General features: G+C 58.5%; 12 protein-coding genes. 5 read left to right on the forward strand and 7 right to left on the reverse strand.

Annotated elements, in window-relative coordinates; translation table 11 throughout:
- Positions 1 to 277: 277 nt before the first annotated feature.
- The 3 genes from argH to argC form a co-directional block, all read right to left on the reverse strand.
- A complete protein-coding gene (gene argH / locus ES815_RS09255; RefSeq protein ID WP_142487550.1) occupies positions 278 to 1,651 on the reverse strand; it encodes an argininosuccinate lyase in 1,374 nt (457 codons plus the stop codon).
- 74 nt (positions 1,652 to 1,725) lie between these two features.
- Complete coding sequence (gene argB / locus ES815_RS09260) at positions 1,726 to 2,502, reverse strand: acetylglutamate kinase (RefSeq protein ID WP_142487551.1); 777 nt, start codon at positions 2,500 to 2,502, stop codon at positions 1,726 to 1,728.
- A gap of 6 nt (positions 2,503 to 2,508) precedes the next feature.
- The gene (argC, locus tag ES815_RS09265) at positions 2,509 to 3,513 is read right to left on the reverse strand and encodes an N-acetyl-gamma-glutamyl-phosphate reductase (RefSeq protein ID WP_142487552.1); all 1,005 of its coding nucleotides are present in this window, start codon (positions 3,511 to 3,513) and stop codon (positions 2,509 to 2,511) included.
- Positions 3,514 to 3,601: 88 nt separating this feature from the next.
- On the opposite strand from argC, the gene argE reads away from it, so the two are divergent.
- The 5 genes from argE to ES815_RS09290 all read left to right on the forward strand — a co-directional run bounded on the left by argE (position 3,602) and on the right by ES815_RS09290 (position 10,421).
- The gene (argE, locus tag ES815_RS09270; RefSeq protein WP_142487553.1) at positions 3,602 to 4,753 is read left to right on the forward strand and encodes an acetylornithine deacetylase; all 1,152 of its coding nucleotides are present in this window, start codon (positions 3,602 to 3,604) and stop codon (positions 4,751 to 4,753) included.
- A 247-nt stretch (positions 4,754 to 5,000) separates the two neighbouring features.
- Positions 5,001 to 7,652, forward strand: a complete 2,652-nt coding sequence (ppc, locus tag ES815_RS09275) for a phosphoenolpyruvate carboxylase (RefSeq protein ID WP_142487554.1) — start codon at positions 5,001 to 5,003, stop codon at positions 7,650 to 7,652.
- Positions 7,653 to 7,746: 94 nt separating this feature from the next.
- Positions 7,747 to 8,514, forward strand: a complete 768-nt coding sequence (locus ES815_RS09280) for an AraC family transcriptional regulator (protein ID WP_142487555.1) — start codon at positions 7,747 to 7,749, stop codon at positions 8,512 to 8,514.
- Between the two features lie 128 nt (positions 8,515 to 8,642).
- Positions 8,643 to 9,305: a fructose-6-phosphate aldolase gene (gene fsa / locus ES815_RS09285; RefSeq protein WP_142487556.1), complete on the forward strand. Its 663-nt coding sequence runs from the start codon at positions 8,643 to 8,645 to the stop codon at positions 9,303 to 9,305.
- A gap of 12 nt (positions 9,306 to 9,317) precedes the next feature.
- Entirely contained in the window at positions 9,318 to 10,421 is a 1,104-nt protein-coding gene (locus ES815_RS09290) for a glycerol dehydrogenase (RefSeq protein WP_142487557.1), read from the forward strand.
- 112 nt (positions 10,422 to 10,533) lie between these two features.
- On the opposite strand, the gene katG is transcribed toward ES815_RS09290, so the two are convergent.
- The 4 genes from katG to metB form a co-directional block, all read right to left on the reverse strand.
- Positions 10,534 to 12,705 (reverse strand): catalase/peroxidase HPI, encoded by a 2,172-nt coding sequence (gene katG, locus ES815_RS09295; RefSeq protein WP_142487558.1) that lies wholly within the window; start codon positions 12,703 to 12,705, stop codon positions 10,534 to 10,536.
- A gap of 144 nt (positions 12,706 to 12,849) precedes the next feature.
- Entirely contained in the window at positions 12,850 to 13,740 is an 891-nt protein-coding gene (gene metF, locus ES815_RS09300; RefSeq protein WP_106995794.1) for a methylenetetrahydrofolate reductase, read from the reverse strand.
- A 208-nt stretch (positions 13,741 to 13,948) separates the two neighbouring features.
- Positions 13,949 to 16,381 carry a bifunctional aspartate kinase/homoserine dehydrogenase II gene (locus ES815_RS09305; RefSeq protein ID WP_142487559.1) on the reverse strand — a complete coding sequence of 811 codons (2,433 nt, stop codon included), beginning with the start codon at positions 16,379 to 16,381 and terminating at the stop codon, positions 13,949 to 13,951.
- A gap of 2 nt (positions 16,382 to 16,383) precedes the next feature.
- Positions 16,384 to 17,544 (reverse strand): cystathionine gamma-synthase, encoded by a 1,161-nt coding sequence (gene metB, locus ES815_RS09310; RefSeq protein WP_142487560.1) that lies wholly within the window; start codon positions 17,542 to 17,544, stop codon positions 16,384 to 16,386.
- Positions 17,545 to 17,654: the final 110 nt, after the last annotated feature.

The following is a 17,654-nucleotide window of genomic DNA, read 5'->3' on the forward strand; positions in this document are numbered from 1 at the left end:
GTCGCCACGATAGTTCATGGCGATAGATAGCATAGCAACGAACGATTATCCCTATCAAGCGTTCTGTTGAATAATGCATCACAGAGACGAGGCGGCACCGATTACCCTTGAAGTCCCGCCCCGTCTTACGAGTTTCTCTCAAAGCTCGAACAACTAAAGCCAACGTGAACTTTTGCGGACCCCGTGGTCCGCTTTTTTTTGCGTAAAAAAGCCCAACTCGAGGTTGGGCTTCAGTACGTAGGCCGGGTAAGCGAAGCGCCACCCGGCGTTTAAACCGTCATACCAGGCGGTTTTTCGCATCCGCAATCGCCTGCGCCACCTGCTTCGGCGACACGCCGCCTTTCGCCGCACGCTTATCCAGACAGGATTGCAGCGCCAGGATTGGATAAACATCATCGCCAATCACGCTGCTGAATTTCTGCAGGTCGGCCAGCGGCAGATCTTCCAGCGGTTTGCCCTGACGAATGGCCTCAACAACCGCTTCACCGACAATATGGTGCGCCTCACGGAAGGGTACGCCTTTGGCGACCAGGTAATCCGCCAGCTCGGTGGAGTTCGCATAGCCCTGCTGGGCCGCTTCCTGGCAACGCGGGCGTTTCACCTGAATGCCGTCCAGCACCAGCGCCGCCATATGCAGACAGTCCAGCCAGGTGTCGAGCGCGTCGAACAGCCCTTCTTTGTCTTCCTGCATATCTTTGTTGTAGGCCAGCGGGAGCCCTTTCAGGGTCATCATCATGCCGGTCAGCGCGCCCTGCACACGGCCACACTTGCCGCGGATCAGCTCCAGCGCATCCGGGTTTTTCTTCTGCGGCATCAGGGAAGAGCCGGAGGTCACACGATCCGACAGCTCAACAAAACCGGCTTCACCAGAGTTGAAGAAGATCAGGTCTTCGGCAAAGCGCGACAGGTGCACCATACCGATAGAGGCATTGGAAAGCAGCTCCAGCACGTGATCGCGGTCGGACACGCTGTCCAGGCTGTTGCGGGTCGCAGAGGCAAAACCCAGCCAGCCGGCCAGCTGTTCACGGTCGATTTCATAGGCGGTACCGGCCAGCGCGCCGCTGCCCAGCGGGCTCACGTCCAGACGCTTCAGGGTATCCTGCAGACGGCTCTCGTCGCGCGCCAGCATTTCAACGTAGGCCAGCGACCAGTGCGCAAAAGTGACAGGCTGCGCGCGCTGCAGGTGGGTATAACCCGGCATCACCGCATCCTGATTGTTCTGCGCGGTTTCCACCAGCGCGTTCTGCAGCTGACGGTTCGCCGCCAGCAGCTCCACCACGGTATCTTTACACCACAGCTTCAGGTCGGTTGCGACCTGATCGTTACGGCTCCGGCCGGTGTGCAGCTTTTTACCCAGCTGGCCAACTTTGTCGATCAGTTTGCCTTCCACCCAGCTGTGAATATCTTCGGCGTCACTCGCAAGAATTTGCTGCGGATCCAGACGCACCTCTTCCAGCAGGTTGTTTAGCGCCTCTTCCAGCTGCAGCTGTTCGTCAGTGGACAGCACGCCCACGGTGACCAGCGCTTTGGACCAGGCCACAGAGCCGACGATATCCTGTTCGGCCAGGCGGTAGTCGAAGCGCAAAGAGTCGTTGAACTGTTTGAACCGCTGATCCGCTGCCTGTGTAAAACGCCCACCCCAAAGTGCCATAACATGCTTCCTTTATTCGTTAGTTCTGCCGGGTGGCGCTACGCTTACCCGGCCTACGGTCATTCAATAAAATCTTAAGCCAGAATACGCGTGCCGATCGGCGTGCCGTTAAACAGCGCCGGCAGTTGCTCCGCGTTGCGCCAGGAGGCGATATCCACCGGCCGACCCAGCGTGCGGGCGGCATCCAGCGCCGCATTCACTTTCACAATCATGCCGTCGGTAATAATGCCCTGAGCGATCAGCTGTTCGGCTTTCTCAGCCGTCATTTCCGCAATGCGCTGGCCTTTGCCGTCCAGAATACCGCTCACGTCAGAGAGCAGGATCAGGTCAGCACCCAGCGTCGCCGCCAGGGCGGTTGCCGCCTGGTCCGCGTTGACGTTCATTAGATCGCCCTCTTCGGTCACACCGATAGAGCTCACCACCGGCAGAAAACCACCTTCCAGCAGCGTATTAATCAGTTTTGGCGAACCCGGCTGGGCAAGCCCTACATGGCCAAGCTCTTCATCAAGCTGGGTCACTTTCACGCTGTCGCCATCGCCCAGATAAAGGCCAACGGAAGCGATATGGTGTTTCTTCGCCCAGGACAGCAGGGTTTTGTTGGCGGTGCCCGCCAGCGCGCCGGTAATAATATCGATCTGGTCAGCAGGCGTGACGCGCAGGCCGTTCTTCTTTTTCACCGGCAGGTTAAGGCCTTTCATTAACTCATCGACCACACAGCCGCCGCCGTGAACAATCACCAGCGGGCGTTGATGGGATTCGCGATAGTTGACCAGCGCGGTAAACAGACGCTCCAGCGCCTCTTCGCTGTCCAGCAGTACACCACCAAGCTTGATAATTAATGGGTTCATCATCACACCTTAAATAAGAGACTGCGTTTCAGCATAGCCAAAACGAATATTTGCGCACTGCATTGCCTGGGCGGCTGCGCCTTTGAGTAAGTTATCTTCTGCGGCCACCACAATCAGGTGCTCGCCCTGCACGGCGAAGCCGATATCGCAGAACGGCAGGCCGACCACGTTTTTCAGCGCCGGCACGCCTTTGTCATACAGACGCACCAGTGGTTTATCCGCATAGGCCGTCGTGAAGACCGCATTCACCTGGTCTTTAGTCACGCCCGGCTTCAGGCGGCAGGTAATGGTTTCGAGGATCCCGCGCGGGAAGCTGCCCAGATGCGGGGTGAAGATGACATCCGCCCCCAGATGGGTAGTGATTTCCGGGTGATGACGGTGATTGAACACGCCATACGGCTGCAGGCTCACTTCGCAGAAGCTGTTGGAGATAGCGGCCTTGCGCCCGGCTCCGCTGACGCCGCTGGTGGCGTTGATCACCGGCCACTGGTTCAGATCCAGCAGGTCCGCGTCGATCAGCGGCTTCAGGGAGAGCTGCGCCGCCGTCGGGTAGCAACCCGGTACGGCAATCAGGTTCGCTTCTTTCAGCGCATCTGCGCTCCACTCCGCCAGACCATACACCGCTTTTTCAAGCAGATCCGGGTGCTGGTGGGTGAAGCCATAGTATTTTTCATAGAACGCGGCGTCGTTCACACGGAACGCACCGGAGAGGTCGAATACCACGCAGCCGGCGGCCAGGAACTGCGGCGCCAGGTCGTGGCTGACTTCGTGAGCGGTGGCTAAAAACACCACGTCCACGCCGTCGGTAAACTCGCTGATATCCGACATTGGCTGCAACGGCAGATCGACAATCCCTTTAAGTTGCGGATGTAAATCGGAAATTAACTTTCCTGCATCATTGCTTTGCGCTGAGACAGTCAAAGCGGTTATGGTCATATGAGGATGGCGATTCACGTAGCTTACAAGCTCTGCGCCCGCATAACCGCTAGCGCCTACAATCAGCGTATTCAACATCGGGTTCCTTTATGCTCAACGTTAATGTATTTTTATTCACATTTATTGCATGAATATTGATACTATCACGACCTAAGGTGTGTCAACAATGAAAATGAATTTACCGCCATTTATCGAGATCTACCGCGCCCTGATTGCCACGCCGTCCATCAGCGCAACGGAAGAAGCGCTGGATCAGAGTAATGAGACTTTAATCAATCTGCTGGCGGGATGGTTCAGCGATCTTGGGTTTAAGGTGGAGGTTCAGCCGGTCCCGGGAACCCGTAATAAATTTAACCTGCTCGCCAGTACCGGTCAGGGTGCGGGCGGGCTGCTGCTGGCGGGACATACCGATACCGTGCCGTTTGACGATGGCCGCTGGACGCGCGATCCCTTCACCCTGACCGAGCACGACAATAAGCTCTACGGGCTGGGCACTGCCGACATGAAAGGCTTCTTCGCCTTTATCCTCGACGCGCTGCGTGACGTGGACGTGACAAAACTGAAAAAGCCGCTCTACATTCTGGCGACCGCTGACGAAGAGACCAGCATGGCGGGCGCACGCTACTTCTCTGAAAACACGTCAATTCGCCCGGATTGCGCCATCATCGGCGAGCCGACTTCCCTGCAGCCAATCCGCGCGCACAAAGGCCATATCTCCACGGCAGTACGCGTGCTGGGCCAGTCCGGCCACTCCAGCGATCCGGCGCGCGGCGTGAACGCCATCGAGCTGATGCATGACGCCATTGGCCGCATCATGACGCTGCGTGACGACCTGAAGGAGCGTTATCACTACGAGGCCTTCACCGTGCCTTATCCGACGCTGAATCTCGGCAGCCTGCACGGCGGCGATGCCTCCAACCGCATCTGCGCCTGCTGCGAACTGCATATGGACATCCGTCCGCTGCCGGGCATGACGCTTAGCGACCTCGACGGCTTGCTGAATGAAGCGCTGGCGCCGGTGAGCGAGCGCTGGCCGGGTCGTCTGACGGTTTCTGAACTGCATCCGCCGATCCCGGGCTATGAGTGCCCGCCGGACCATCAGCTGGTCGAAGTGGTGGAAAAACTGCTCGGCGAGAAAACCGACGTGGTGAACTACTGCACCGAAGCGCCGTTTATTCAGACCCTCTGTCCGACGCTGGTCCTCGGACCGGGCTCCATCAATCAGGCCCACCAGCCGGATGAGTACCTGGAAACACGCTTTATCAAACCAACCCGTGAGTTAATTACTCAGGTTGTGCATCACTTCTGCTGGCATTAATGACTGCTCCCCTCTCTCACGAGAGGGGAAAAATCTCATGATCTTCGTCACACTCTCATAAGCATCTCTTATCTGACGCAAAGCCAATTAAATTTCGTAAATTGCCCGCATTTATTCGTTTGCTGAACCGTTTTCGCAGCAATTGACGACGGGGGTTTTACGTGGCTTTATAAAGGGAGATGACAAAATAATGTCCGTTAGATGTCTGGCCGGGCATAAACAAAAATGATGGGGTGACTGGGTTTTTATGAACGAACAATATTCCGCGTTGCGTAGTAATGTCAGTATGCTCGGCAAGGTGCTGGGAGATACCATCAAGGATGCGTTGGGCGAGAACATTCTCGATCGCGTTGAAACAATCCGTAAGCTGTCTAAATCTTCCCGTGCCGGTAACGAAGCCAATCGTCAGGAGCTGCTCACCACGCTGCAGAACCTTTCCAACGACGAGCTGCTGCCTGTAGCCCGTGCCTTCAGCCAGTTCCTTAACCTGGCGAATACCGCCGAGCAGTACCACAGCATTTCGCCGAATGGCGAAGGGGCCAGCAACCCGGAAGTGATTGCCCGCACGCTCAGAAAACTCAAGGACCAGCCCGACCTCAACGAAGCGACCATCAAGAAGGCCGTCGAGTCTCTGTCACTGGAGCTGGTGTTAACCGCCCACCCGACCGAGATCACCCGCCGCACCCTGATCCACAAAATGGGTGAAGTGAACAGCTGCCTCAAGCAGCTGGATAACAAAGAGATTGCCGACTACGAACGTAACCAGCTGATGCGCCGTCTGCGCCAGCTGATTGCTCAGTCCTGGCATACCGATGAAATTCGTAAGCACCGCCCAAGCCCGGTTGACGAAGCCAAGTGGGGCTTTGCGGTGGTGGAAAACAGCCTGTGGAAAGGGGTACCTGACTACCTGCGTGAGCTGAATGAACAGCTGGAAGAGAACCTCGGCTATCGCCTGCCGGTGGATTTTGTCCCGGTGCGTTTCACCTCCTGGATGGGCGGCGACCGCGACGGCAACCCGAACGTCACCGCCGAGATCACCCGTCACGTCCTGCTGCTGAGCCGCTGGAAAGCCACCGATCTGTTCCTGAAAGACATTCAGGTGCTGATTTCAGAGCTGTCGATGGTTGAAGCCACGCCGGAACTGCTTGAGCTGGTGGGTGAAGCCGGTGCAACTGAACCTTACCGCTTCCTGCTCAAAAACCTGCGCAGCCAGCTGCTGGCCACTCAGGCCTGGCTGGAAGCGCGCCTTAAGGGCCAGCGCCTGCCGAAGCCTGCCGGTCTGCTGAGCCAGAACGAGCAGCTGTGGGAGCCGCTGTACGCCTGTTATCAGTCGCTGCAGGCCTGCGGGATGGGCATCATCGCTAACGGCGAGCTGCTCGATACCCTGCGCCGCGTGAAGTGTTTCGGCGTGCCGCTGGTGCGTATCGATGTGCGTCAGGAGAGCACCCGCCACACCGAGGCGCTGGGCGAACTGACCCGCTACCTCGGCATTGGCGACTACGAAAGCTGGTCAGAAGCTGACAAACAGGCTTTCCTGATCCGCGAACTGAATTCCAAACGTCCGCTACTGCCGCGGAGCTGGGCACCCAGCGAAGAGACCCGCGAAGTGCTCGACACCTGCAAAGCGATCGTCGATGCGCCGAAAGGATCGGTGGCCGCCTATGTGATCTCCATGGCGAAAACCCCGTCCGACGTGCTGGCGGTTCACCTGCTGCTGAAAGAGGCGGGTATCACCTTCGCCCTGCCGGTTGCGCCGCTGTTTGAAACCCTCGACGACCTGAATAACGCTAACGACGTGATGACCCAGCTGCTGAATATCGACTGGTATCGCGGCTTTATCCAGGGCAAGCAGATGGTCATGATTGGCTATTCCGACTCCGCAAAAGATGCGGGCGTCATGGCCGCCTCGTGGGCGCAGTATCAGGCCCAGGATGCGCTGATCAAAACCTGCGAAAAAGCCGGGATTGAACTGACCCTGTTCCACGGTCGCGGCGGCTCGATTGGCCGTGGCGGTGCCCCAGCCCATGCGGCCCTGCTCTCCCAGCCGCCGGGCAGCCTGAAAGGCGGCCTGCGTGTGACTGAACAGGGCGAGATGATCCGCTTCAAGTACGGTCTGCCGGAAGTGACCATCAGCAGTCTGTCGCTCTACACCAGCGCGATCCTCGAAGCGAACCTGCTGCCGCCGCCGGAGCCTAAAGACGCCTGGCGCCATATCATGGACGAGCTGTCGGATATCTCCTGCGATATGTATCGCGGCTATGTGCGCGAAAACAAAGACTTTGTGCCTTATTTCCGCTCGGCAACGCCGGAGCAGGAGCTGGGCAAACTGCCGCTGGGTTCACGTCCGGCAAAACGTCGTCCGACCGGCGGCGTGGAGTCCCTGCGTGCTATCCCGTGGATCTTCGCCTGGACGCAGAACCGCCTGATGCTGCCAGCCTGGCTGGGAGCCGGTGCCGCGCTGCAAAAAGTGGTGGAAGATGGCAAACAGAGCGAGCTGGAAACGATGTGTCGCGACTGGCCGTTCTTCTCCACGCGCCTCGGCATGCTGGAAATGGTGTTCTCCAAAGCTGACCTGTGGCTGGCGGAATACTACGATCAGCGTCTGGTGAAACCGGAGCTGTGGGCGCTGGGTAGCGAGCTGCGCGAGCTGCTGGAAGACGATATCAAAGTGGTGCTGGATATCGCCAACGACTCCCATCTGATGGCCGATCTGCCGTGGATTGCCGAGTCTATCCAGCTGCGTAACATCTATACCGACCCGCTGAACGTGCTGCAGGCAGAGCTGCTGTACCGCTCGCGTAAAGCGGAAGAAGAGGGTCTGGAGCCGGATCCACGCGTGGAACAAGCGCTGATGGTCACCATCGCGGGCGTTGCGGCGGGGATGCGTAACACCGGTTAAGGCTTTATGCCCGGCGGCGCTGCGCTTGCACGGGCCTACGATAAGTAGGCCGGGTAAGCGTTAGCGCCACCCGGCACATTTCGGTAGTCTCACTATGCAACACGATATAAATCCTATCCTCACCGATCTGATCAACGGCGTGTCGCCTTTGCGTCAGGTACATTTTGCTTCTTCGGCCGAACAGATCCCCCACGCCTCTCCTCGTCTGATGATTGTGCCTGAGGGCCAGACCCATGACGCGGTGTTCTCTTCATCCGGGCATGTTCCTCTGCAACCCACAACCTGTCTCAGCATCAGCTTCGGTAAGCAACAGCTGACGATCCAGCTACAGCGTGACGCCACCGTTTTATGCCAGCAGCAGGTCGCCAGGCGCGGGCCGAGAACGGGTGCTTTTCTGCTGCAAACGCTGGCCGAATTGCAGATGCAGCCGGATGAGCAGGAAACCGCCAGGCTGGTGGTCTTAAGTCTGCTCAGCCACTGTCGCGATCTGCTGGGCAGCGATATCCACACGGCTTCCCGCAGCCGGGCGCTGTTTGAAGCCATTCGGATGTATATCGAAGAACACCATGACTCAGCCCTTACCCGCGAGTCGGTAGCGCAGGCGTTTTACATTTCACCGAACTACCTTTCGCATCTTTTTCAAAAGACCGGCAGCGTTGGGTTCAATGAATATCTGACAAAGACCCGTCTCGAACATGCCCGGCAGTTACTCAAAGGCTACGACCTAAAAATTAAAGAGATCGCCACACACTGCGGCTTTACGGACAGCAACTACTTCTGCCGCCTGTTTCGCAAGCACACCGAGCGCTCGCCCTCGGAATATCGCCGCCAGTATCACAGCCATCTTACCGCCAAAAACTAGCATTGTGATCCCTCTCTCACTTCGCTAAGGACCTTACATTTGTCCAGTATTTAGCAAAATTGACCTCTGGTTCCCCCCGTCCGGCCCGCCGTATCCTTAATTCAGACCTGGAGACTTAAGGAAAAATAATGGAACTGTATCTGGATACCGCCAACGTGGCGGACGTTGAACGCCTGGCGCAAATCTTCCCGATTGCAGGCGTAACCACCAACCCGAGCATTATTGCCGCCAACGGCGAATCCATCTGGGACGTGCTGCCGCGCCTGCAAAACGCTATCGGTCCGGACGGCATTCTGTTTGCCCAGACCATGAGCCGCGATGCACCGGGCATGATCGCCGAGGCCAGACAGCTAAGTAAGGCTATCCCCGGTCTCGTGGTTAAAGTCCCGGTGACTGCACAGGGGCTTATCGCCATTAAAACCCTTAAAAAAGAGAAAATTACCATCCTCGGCACCGCGGTTTACAGCGCTTCACAAGGGTTGCTGGCCGCGCTGGCCGGAGCGAAATATATCGCGCCGTACGTCAATCGCGTGGATGCCCAGGGCGGCGACGGGATCCGCACGGTGCAGGAGTTGCAAAGCCTGCTGGAAATGCACGCGCCGGAGAGCAAGGTGCTGGCCGCCAGCTTCAAAACCCCGCGTCAGGCGCTGGACTGTCTGCTCGCCGGCTGCGAAGCAATCACCCTGCCCACCGATGTCGCGCAGCAAATGCTCAATACCCCCGCCGTAGAGTCGGCCATCGACAAGTTTGAGCAGGACTGGAACAACGCGTTTGGTAACCTCATGCTCTAAGGGAGACACAGTATGGACCATATTATTCAATCACCCGGAAAATACATTCAGGGTGCCGATGTGCTGACCCGCCTCGGCGATTATCTCAAGCCGCTGGCGGCACGCTGGCTGGTTGTTGGCGATAAATTTGTGCTGGGATTTGCTGAAGAGACGCTGCGTCAGAGCTTCGACCAGGCGCAACTGTATGTCGAAATTGCGCCCTTCGGCGGCGAATGTTCGCAAAATGAGATCGACCGGCTGCGTGAGCTGGCGAAAAATGCCGATTGCCAGGCTATTATCGGCATCGGTGGCGGTAAGACGCTGGATACCGCAAAAGCGCTGGCGCACTTTATGGATGTCCCGGTCGCCATCGCCCCGACCATTGCCTCTACCGATGCGCCCTGCAGCGCGCTTTCCGTGATCTACACCGACAGCGGCGAATTTGACCGCTATCTGATGCTGCCGCACAACCCGAACATGGTGATTGTGGATACGAAAGTGGTGGCAGGGGCTCCTGCACGTCTGCTGGCTGCCGGGATTGGCGACGCGCTGGCGACCTGGTTTGAAGCCCGGGCCTGCTCACGCAGCGGCGCAACCACCATGGCGGGCGGCAAGTGCACCCAGGCCGCGCTGGCGCTGGCCGAGCTATGCTACAACACGCTGGTTGAAGAGGGCGAAAAAGCGATGCTGGCGGCGGAGCAGCATGTGGTGACCCCGGCCCTTGAGCGGGTGATTGAAGCCAATACCTATCTCAGCGGCGTCGGTTTTGAAAGCGGCGGCCTGGCAGCGGCACATGCGATCCACAACGGTCTGACCGCCATACCGGATGCCCATCATTACTACCACGGCGAGAAAGTGGCCTTTGGCACCCTGACCCAGCTGGTGCTGGAGAACGCCCCGGTGGAAGAGATCGAAACCGTCGCGGCCTTATGTCACAGCGTGGGGCTGCCCATTACCCTGGCGCAGCTGGATATCACCACGGATATCCCCACCAAGATGCGTCTGGTGGCGGTCGCGTCCTGTGCGAAAGATGAAACTATCCACAACATGCCGGGCGGTGCAACGCCGGACCAGGTGTATGCCGCGCTGTTGGTTGCCGACCAGTATGGTCAGCGCTTCCTGCAGGAATGGGAGTAGCCATTATTGCCGGGTGGCGGCTTCGCCTTACCCGGCCTACAGAACCCGTAGGCCCGTGCAAGCGCAGCGCCGCCGGGCAAAAAAATCCCCGCCGAAGCGGGGATTTTCTGGTTTACAGCAGATCAAACCGGTCGAGGTTCATCACTTTCACCCATGCCGCCACAAAGTCCTTCACGAACTTCTCGTGGGCATCGCTGCTGGCATAAACCTCAGCCAGGGCGCGCAGCACGGAGTTGGAACCAAACACCAGGTCAGCACGGCTCGCCAGGTATTTCACGTCCCCGCTCACGCGGTCGCGGCCTTCAAACAGCTCGCTGGACTCGTCGGTGGCCTTCCACTGGGTGCCCATATCCAGCAGATTGACGAAGAAGTCCGTGCTGAGTACGCCCACGCGATCGGTAAAGACACCGCTCTTACCGCCATCGAAGTTAGCGCCCAGCACGCGCAGCCCGCCCAGCAGCACCGTCATCTCTGGCGCGGTCAGCGTCAGCTGCTGCGCTTTATCAATCAGCAGCGATTCGGTGGTCGACACGTCGATCGCCGCCCGGTAGTTACGGAAACCATCGGCAACCGGCTGCAGTAGCGTAAACATGCCGATATCGGTCTGATCCTGGCGCGCGTCAACCCGGCCCGGCGTAAAGGGTACGGTGATGTTGACGCCAGCGGCTTTGGCCGCCTGCTCAACGCCCACCACACCCGCCAGCACGATGATGTCAGCCAGCGACGCCTTATGCGCCGATTTATAAATACCTTCCAGCACCGGCAGCACGCGCGCGGCTACGGCGTTGACATCCCAGCTGCGCTGCGGCGCCAGCGCCAGACGGGCACCGTTGGCCCCGCCACGCTTATCGCCACCGCGGAAGGTGGATGCCGACGCCCATGCCACCGACACCAGCTCGCTGACCGAGAGCCCGGAAGCTGCAATATCCTCTTTCAGGCTTTGAATATCTTCCGCGGTCGGATGGAAGAACGGCTGTGGCAGCGGATCCTGCCAAATCAGCTCTTCTTTCGGCACTTCCGGCCCGATATAACGTGCAATCGGCCCCATATCTCGGTGGGTCAGTTTAAACCACGCCCGGGCGAAGGCTTCGTTAAAGGCCTGCGGATCGTTAAGGAAACGACGGGAAATCTTGTCGAATTCAGGATCGAAACGCAGCGTCAGATCGGTAACCAGCATGGTCGGTTTACGTTTTTTCGACGGGTCGAAGGGATCGGGCATGATTTCCGGCGCATTCGACGCTTCGAACTGGATAGCACCTGCCGGACTGCGGGTTTGCACCCAGTCGTATTTATACAGGTTCTCAAAGAAGTAGTTGCTCCACTGGGTCGGCGTCTGGGACCAGATCACTTCCAGACCGGAGGTAATGGTGTCGGCACCGAAACCGCTGCCGTGGGTGCTGGCCCAGCCCAGGCCCTGCGCTTCAAGCGGGCCCCCCTCCGGATCGATACCCACGTGGGTCGCTTCCCCGGCACCGTGAGTTTTACCCAGCGTATGACCCCCGGCGATCAGCGCGACGGTCTCTTCATCGTTCATCCCCATGTTGCCGAAGGTGGCGCGGATCGCCGCCGCCGCAGACAGCGGTTCACCGCTGGCGTTTGGCCCTTCCGGGTTCACGTAGATCAGCCCCATCTCGGTGGCGCCAACGGCGCTTTTCGCCAGGCTTTCGGGATGACGATGCTCGAGCCAGGCTTTCTCATCGCCCCAGTTAACGTCCAGATCCGGCTCCCAGACGTCTTCACGCCCGGCACCAAAGCCAAAGGTACGGAAGCCGGAGTTCTCCAGCGCCACGTTACCGGCAAGAATAAACAGGTCAGCCCAGGAGATTTTCTGGCCATATTTTTGCTTGATCGGCCACAGCAGACGACGCGCCTTATCGAGGCTGACGTTATCCGGCCAGGAGTTGAGAGGAGAGAAACGCTGTTGACCCCGGCCCGCGCCGCCGCGTCCGTCCACGGAGCGGTAGGTCCCCGCGCCGTGCCACGCCATACGGATGAACAGACCGGCGTAGCTGCCCCAGTCCGCAGGCCACCACGGCTGGGAATCGGTGAGCAGGGCTTTCAGATCGCCTTTCAGGGCGGAGTAGTCTAATTTGCTGAATTCTTTGCGGTAGTTGAAGTCTTTGCCTAGCGGGTTGGAACGTTCGGAGTGCTGATTAAGAAGGTCGATACGAAGCTGTTTGGGCCACCAGTCCCGGCTGTTGGTGCCGGCACCCGCGCTCTTGTCATAACTGCCCTGATGGAAAGGGCACTTGCCTGAATTCTGGTTCTCGTCGGACGTACTCATCGCTCTGCTCCCTCTATGGTTTTATCGTTAGGATATACACCACCGGGAACAAGAGATAATTGAAACCATCCACAGATTTGATAGTTAATACCGTTGATATCTGCCTGAAATATAGAAGCCCTCATATTATTGAGGGCTTTGCCGTTACAGACCCGGGCGAACCCCCAGCGTATGGCAGATCGCGTAGCTCATTTCGGCGCGGTTGAGGGTATAAAAATGGAAATCTTTCACCCCTTCGCGGCTTAAAATCTTCACCATGTCCATGGCAATATTGGCCCCCACCAGCTTGCGGGTTTCGGCGTCATCGTCCAGGCCTTCGTACATCTTCGCCATCCACAGCGGGATACGCACGTTGGTCATGTCGGCAAATTTCTTCGCCTGCTTGAAGTTAGAGACCGGCAGAATGCCCGGAATAATTTCAACGTCGATACCGGCAGAGACGCAACGGTCGCGGAAGCGCAGATAGCTTTCGACATCAAAGAAGAACTGGGTGATGGCGCGGTTGGCGCCGGCATCCACTTTGCGTTTCAGGTTGAGCAGATCTGCCTGGGCGCTTTTCGCTTCCGGGTGCACTTCCGGGTAAGCCGCCACGGAGATGTCGAAGTCGCCCACCTCTTTCAGCAGCGCCACCAGATCGGTCGCGTACATGTCCGGCTTACCGCTGCCCGGCGGCAGGTCGCCGCGCAGGGCCACGATGTGACGGATGCCGTTGTTCCAGTAATCCTGGGCGATGGTGCGCAGTTCGTCGCGGGTGGCGTCGATACAGGTCAGATGCGGCGCGGCTTCCAGACCGGTACGATCCTTAATGCCTTTGATGATGCTGTGCGTGCGGTCGCGCTCGCCGGAGTTCGCACCGTAGGTCACCGAGACAAATTTCGGCTTCAGGCTGCTCAGGCGATCGATAGAGGCCCACAGGGTCTGCTCCATTTCACTGGTGCGCGGCGGGAAAAATTCAAAAGAGACATTAATCTGGCCGTTTACTTCAGCCAGGCTCTGATTCAGGGCTTCCCGCTGGTTGGCGTGAAAAAAGCTCATACCTTACCTCATCAATCGCGTGTCGTTATGTGTTGTGTTCGAACTTCTATACGTTTAGACGTCCAGATGTAAAAATGACGGAAAAGCGGACTGGCGTCAACTGAAAATATCATCATTGACGGTGAGGAATGTTCAGGGAAGGTGAAAAAAGTTCAGGGTGGGGGTGACTGCTCCCTCTCCCCTGTGGGGAGAGGGAGCAGCATATGGACTACAACAGCTGCGCCAGACGATTGATATCTGACTGGATCGCCCCGGCGGTCACGTCGCGGCCCGCGCCCGGACCGCGGATCACCAGCGGGTTATCGCGATACCAGCGGCTTTCGATGGCGAAGACGTTATCGCACGGCAGCAGCGCCGCCAGCGGATGTTCCGGGCGTACGGCCTCAACGCCGACCCGCGCTTTACCATTGGCATCGAAACGCGCCACGTAGCGCAGAACCAGACCCATTTCGCGGGCCGCTTCCAGGCGCTGTAACATCTGCTCGTTCAGGGCATCGCCGTTCTCGAAGAAGTGATCGACAGACCCCTCTTCGCAGCCCGCCGGCACCAGCGACTCCACACGCACCTGATTCGGCTCGATGTCGTAGCCCGCTTCACGCGCCACAATCACCAGCTTGCGCATCACGTCTTTACCGGAGAGATCGACGCGCGGGTCGGGCTCGGTCAGCCCCTGCTGCCACGCCTGATCCACCAGGTCGGTGAAGGGCACGGTGCCATCAAACTGCAGGAACAGCCACGACAGGGTGCCAGAGAAAATACCGCTGATCGCCAGAATGCTGTCACCGCTTTCAATCAGATCGCGCACGGTATGGTTCACCGGTAAACCGGCACCCACGGTAGCGTTGTACAGCCAGTGACGACCCGTTTTTTCAAAGGCGTCGTGGATCTGGCGATAGTTGCGGGTGTTGCTGGCGCCCGCCAGTTTGTTGGCGCTGATGACGTGGAAACCGTGGCTGGCAAAATCGAGATACTGATCGGCCAGCTGCTCGCTGGCGGTCACATCCAGCACCACCAGGTCATCGTACGGATGAGCGCGCATCCACAGGAACAGCGACTCTTCATCCTGCTCAATGGCTTCGTCGTTAAAGAAGGCCAGCGCACGGCTGGCATCCAGCCCTTCGTAGCTGAGCAGGCTGCGGCGGCTATCCACTACGCCCGCCAGCACAAATTCAAAGCCGGTACGCGCCGAGAGCGTGGTCTGTTCGCGGGCAAACAGCTCCAGCCAGCGGGAGCCGATGTTGCCTTTACCAAACAGCACCAGGCCGATACGTTTTTCAGCGCGGAATAGGGACTGGTGCAGGCCCTGGATCAGGCTCTCGGTTGGCCCGGTACGCATCACCGCCACCAGACTGATCCCCTCTTCCGACTGCCAGGTAAACTCTACCGGTTGACCTTTCAGCTGCTGCCAGAAGCGGTGGCAGTGCAGCGGATTACGGGTAACGCCCGCGCCTACCATCGCAATCAGCGCCAGCCCCTGACGCAGACGAAGCTCGCCCGGCAGGCCCGCTTCATCGAGGATTTTCAGCGCGCTGTCGGCCACTTCTGCGGTGTAGCAGAACTGCAGCAGGTGACGGTCAGTGTGCACCCCCACCGCCAGCGGGCGGATGTGGGCCCGCTTCAGGATCAGGTCGATCTCTTTATGCGTCTGTTTGAAATCATGTCCGGCAGGGACGAGGAATTCGATCAGGCAGATATCGTCATGGCTGGTGACGATACGCGCCCCCGTGCCGGAGGCCAGCACTCGCTCAATACGGGTTGAGCCCTGATCCGGCGTATAGCTACAACGCAGCTGCAGGTCGATATCGCTGCCGGAAACCGGCTGCAGGGTACGGGCGTGAAGCACCGGGGCCGCCAGACGGGCCAGCTCGCTGGCTTCGTCGAGACGCAATAGCGGCAGCAGGCAGGCATCTTTAACCTTACGCGGGTCAGCGCTGTAGACACCGGCTACGTCGCTCCAGATGGTGACGCGGGATACGCCCGCCAGAGCACCGATCTGCGTTGCGGAGTAGTCGGAGCCGTTACGTCCCAGCAATACGGTTTCACCCGCATTGCTGCGGCTGATAAAGCCGGTCACGACAATACGTTTATTCGGGTGCTGCACCAGCAGCTGCTGGAGCAGAGGATAAGAGAGGCCTTCATCAACCTGCGGCTGGGCGCCGCGCTCGGCACGCAGGAAATCACGTGCGTCCAGCCAGGCCGCTTCCAGGCCCTGCTGTTGCAGAACGGCTGCCATCAGACGGGCAGACCACACTTCACCGTGGCCCACCACTTCGGCATAGACGGCGTCGGTGACGCCGCTGTCGAGTAAACCGGCCAGCCGCTCCAGATCCTGGATAAAGGTGCTAATCAGGCCATCGGCAACGTCGGCAGGCAATAAACCGGCGATCAGTTCACTCTGGTAACGGCGTAACGCTTGTTGAACCTGATGCGCAGAGAGACGATCGGTCTGGCTTAACTTCAGCCAGCTAATCAACTGATTGGTGGTGCTGCCTGCCGCAGAGACAACCATCATGTCCCCCGGCATCGAATATTCTGCCATGATCCCCGCGACCCGCAGGTAACATTTCACATCAGCAAGACTACTACCACCAAACTTGTGCAGCTGGCGACCCTTCGCCCCTGCCTGCGCTATCACACTCATGATTACCCCTTGGCTGCGACCCGGAAGCCATTTTCCAGATCGGCAATTAAATCTTCACAATCTTCAATACCGGTTGAGATACGCAGCAGCGTCTCAGAGATCCCGGCGGCGGCACGCGCTTCTGGTGCCATGCCTGCGTGCGTCATTGTTGCGGCGTGGGAGATTAAGCTTTCGACTCCCCCTAATGATTCCGCCAGCGTAAACAGTGACAACCCGCTCAGGAAGCGACGCAGCGTCTGCTCATCGCCATCCAGTTCGAAACTTAACATCGCGCCAAAACCCTTTTGTTGACGCGCAGCAATCTCGTGCCCCTGATTCTCCGGCAGCGACGGGTGATAAAGCTTCTTCACCAGCGGCTGGGTCTTCAGGAAATCGACAATCGCCTGGGCATTACGCTGCGCCACCTCCATACGCGGCGACAGGGTACGCAGCCCGCGCAGCAGCAGGTAGCTGTCAAACGCACTGCCGGTGACGCCGATATTATTCGCCCACCATGCCAGTTCGGTGACAAGCTCCGGATCTTTAGCAATCACGACCCCGGCCACGACGTCAGAGTGGCCGTTCAGGTATTTGGTGCATGAATGCAATACCAGATCTGCTCCCAGCGCCAGCGGGTTCTGCAAGGCCGGACTGAGGAAGGTATTATCCACTACACTTATCGCTCCCGCATCCCTCGTAAGCTGACAAATTTTCGCAATATCCACCACGCGCAGCAGCGGGTTGCTTGGACTCTCGATTAAAACCAGCTTCGGTTTTTCTGCCAGCGCCTGTTTCAGCGCCTGCTCATCACCCTGATCGACAAACAGCACGCGATAGCAACCGCGCTTCGCCAGGCTGTCGAACAGACGGTAGCTGCCGCCGTAGCAGTCGTGCGGGGCCACCAGCAGATCGCCAGGCTTCAGGAACACGGTGGTCACCAGGTGGATAGCCGACATGCCGGTATTGGTCATCACCGCGCCTGCGCCGCCTTCCAGTTCCGCCAGCGCACGCTGGGTGACATCACGCGTCGGGTTGCCACGGCGCGAGTAGTCATGGGCGCGTGGTTCATTAAATCCGGTGAAGTTATAGGTACTGGAGAGATGAATCGGCGGGACAACGCAGCCGTACTGTTCGTCATCATTCAATCCGCTACGCACTGCGATGGTGGCCTGTTTACGCGTCATGGTGAAGGCTTCCTGGCTTAATGGATGAAAAGTCAGGCACCAGAGTAAACATTGATTATATGGACGTCAATACATCTGGACATCTAAACTTCTTTGCGTATAGATTGAGC

Origin of the sequence: Leclercia adecarboxylata (assembly GCF_006874705.1) — a bacterium.
GTDB classification, from domain to species: domain Bacteria; phylum Pseudomonadota; class Gammaproteobacteria; order Enterobacterales; family Enterobacteriaceae; genus Enterobacter; species Enterobacter adecarboxylatus_C.

What these genes read in the sequence shown, in the direction of transcription:
- katG (WP_142487558.1), bottom strand. Translation starts at nt 12,705, where the DNA reads ATGAGTACGTCCGACGAGAACCAGAATTCAGGCAAGTGCCCTTTCCAT.
- ES815_RS09305 (WP_142487559.1), bottom strand. Translation starts at nt 16,381, where the DNA reads ATGAGTGTGATAGCGCAGGCAGGGGCGAAGGGTCGCCAGCTGCACAAG.
- argC (WP_142487552.1), bottom strand. Translation starts at nt 3,513, where the DNA reads ATGTTGAATACGCTGATTGTAGGCGCTAGCGGTTATGCGGGCGCAGAG.
- fsa (WP_142487556.1), top strand. Translation starts at nt 8,643, where the DNA reads ATGGAACTGTATCTGGATACCGCCAACGTGGCGGACGTTGAACGCCTG.
- argE (WP_142487553.1), top strand. Translation starts at nt 3,602, where the DNA reads ATGAAAATGAATTTACCGCCATTTATCGAGATCTACCGCGCCCTGATT.
- argB (WP_142487551.1), bottom strand. Translation starts at nt 2,502, where the DNA reads ATGATGAACCCATTAATTATCAAGCTTGGTGGTGTACTGCTGGACAGC.
- metF (WP_106995794.1), bottom strand. Translation starts at nt 13,740, where the DNA reads ATGAGCTTTTTTCACGCCAACCAGCGGGAAGCCCTGAATCAGAGCCTG.
- ppc (WP_142487554.1), top strand. Translation starts at nt 5,001, where the DNA reads ATGAACGAACAATATTCCGCGTTGCGTAGTAATGTCAGTATGCTCGGC.
- ES815_RS09280 (WP_142487555.1), top strand. Translation starts at nt 7,747, where the DNA reads ATGCAACACGATATAAATCCTATCCTCACCGATCTGATCAACGGCGTG.
- metB (WP_142487560.1), bottom strand. Translation starts at nt 17,544, where the DNA reads ATGACGCGTAAACAGGCCACCATCGCAGTGCGTAGCGGATTGAATGAT.
- ES815_RS09290 (WP_142487557.1), top strand. Translation starts at nt 9,318, where the DNA reads ATGGACCATATTATTCAATCACCCGGAAAATACATTCAGGGTGCCGAT.
- argH (WP_142487550.1), bottom strand. Translation starts at nt 1,651, where the DNA reads ATGGCACTTTGGGGTGGGCGTTTTACACAGGCAGCGGATCAGCGGTTC.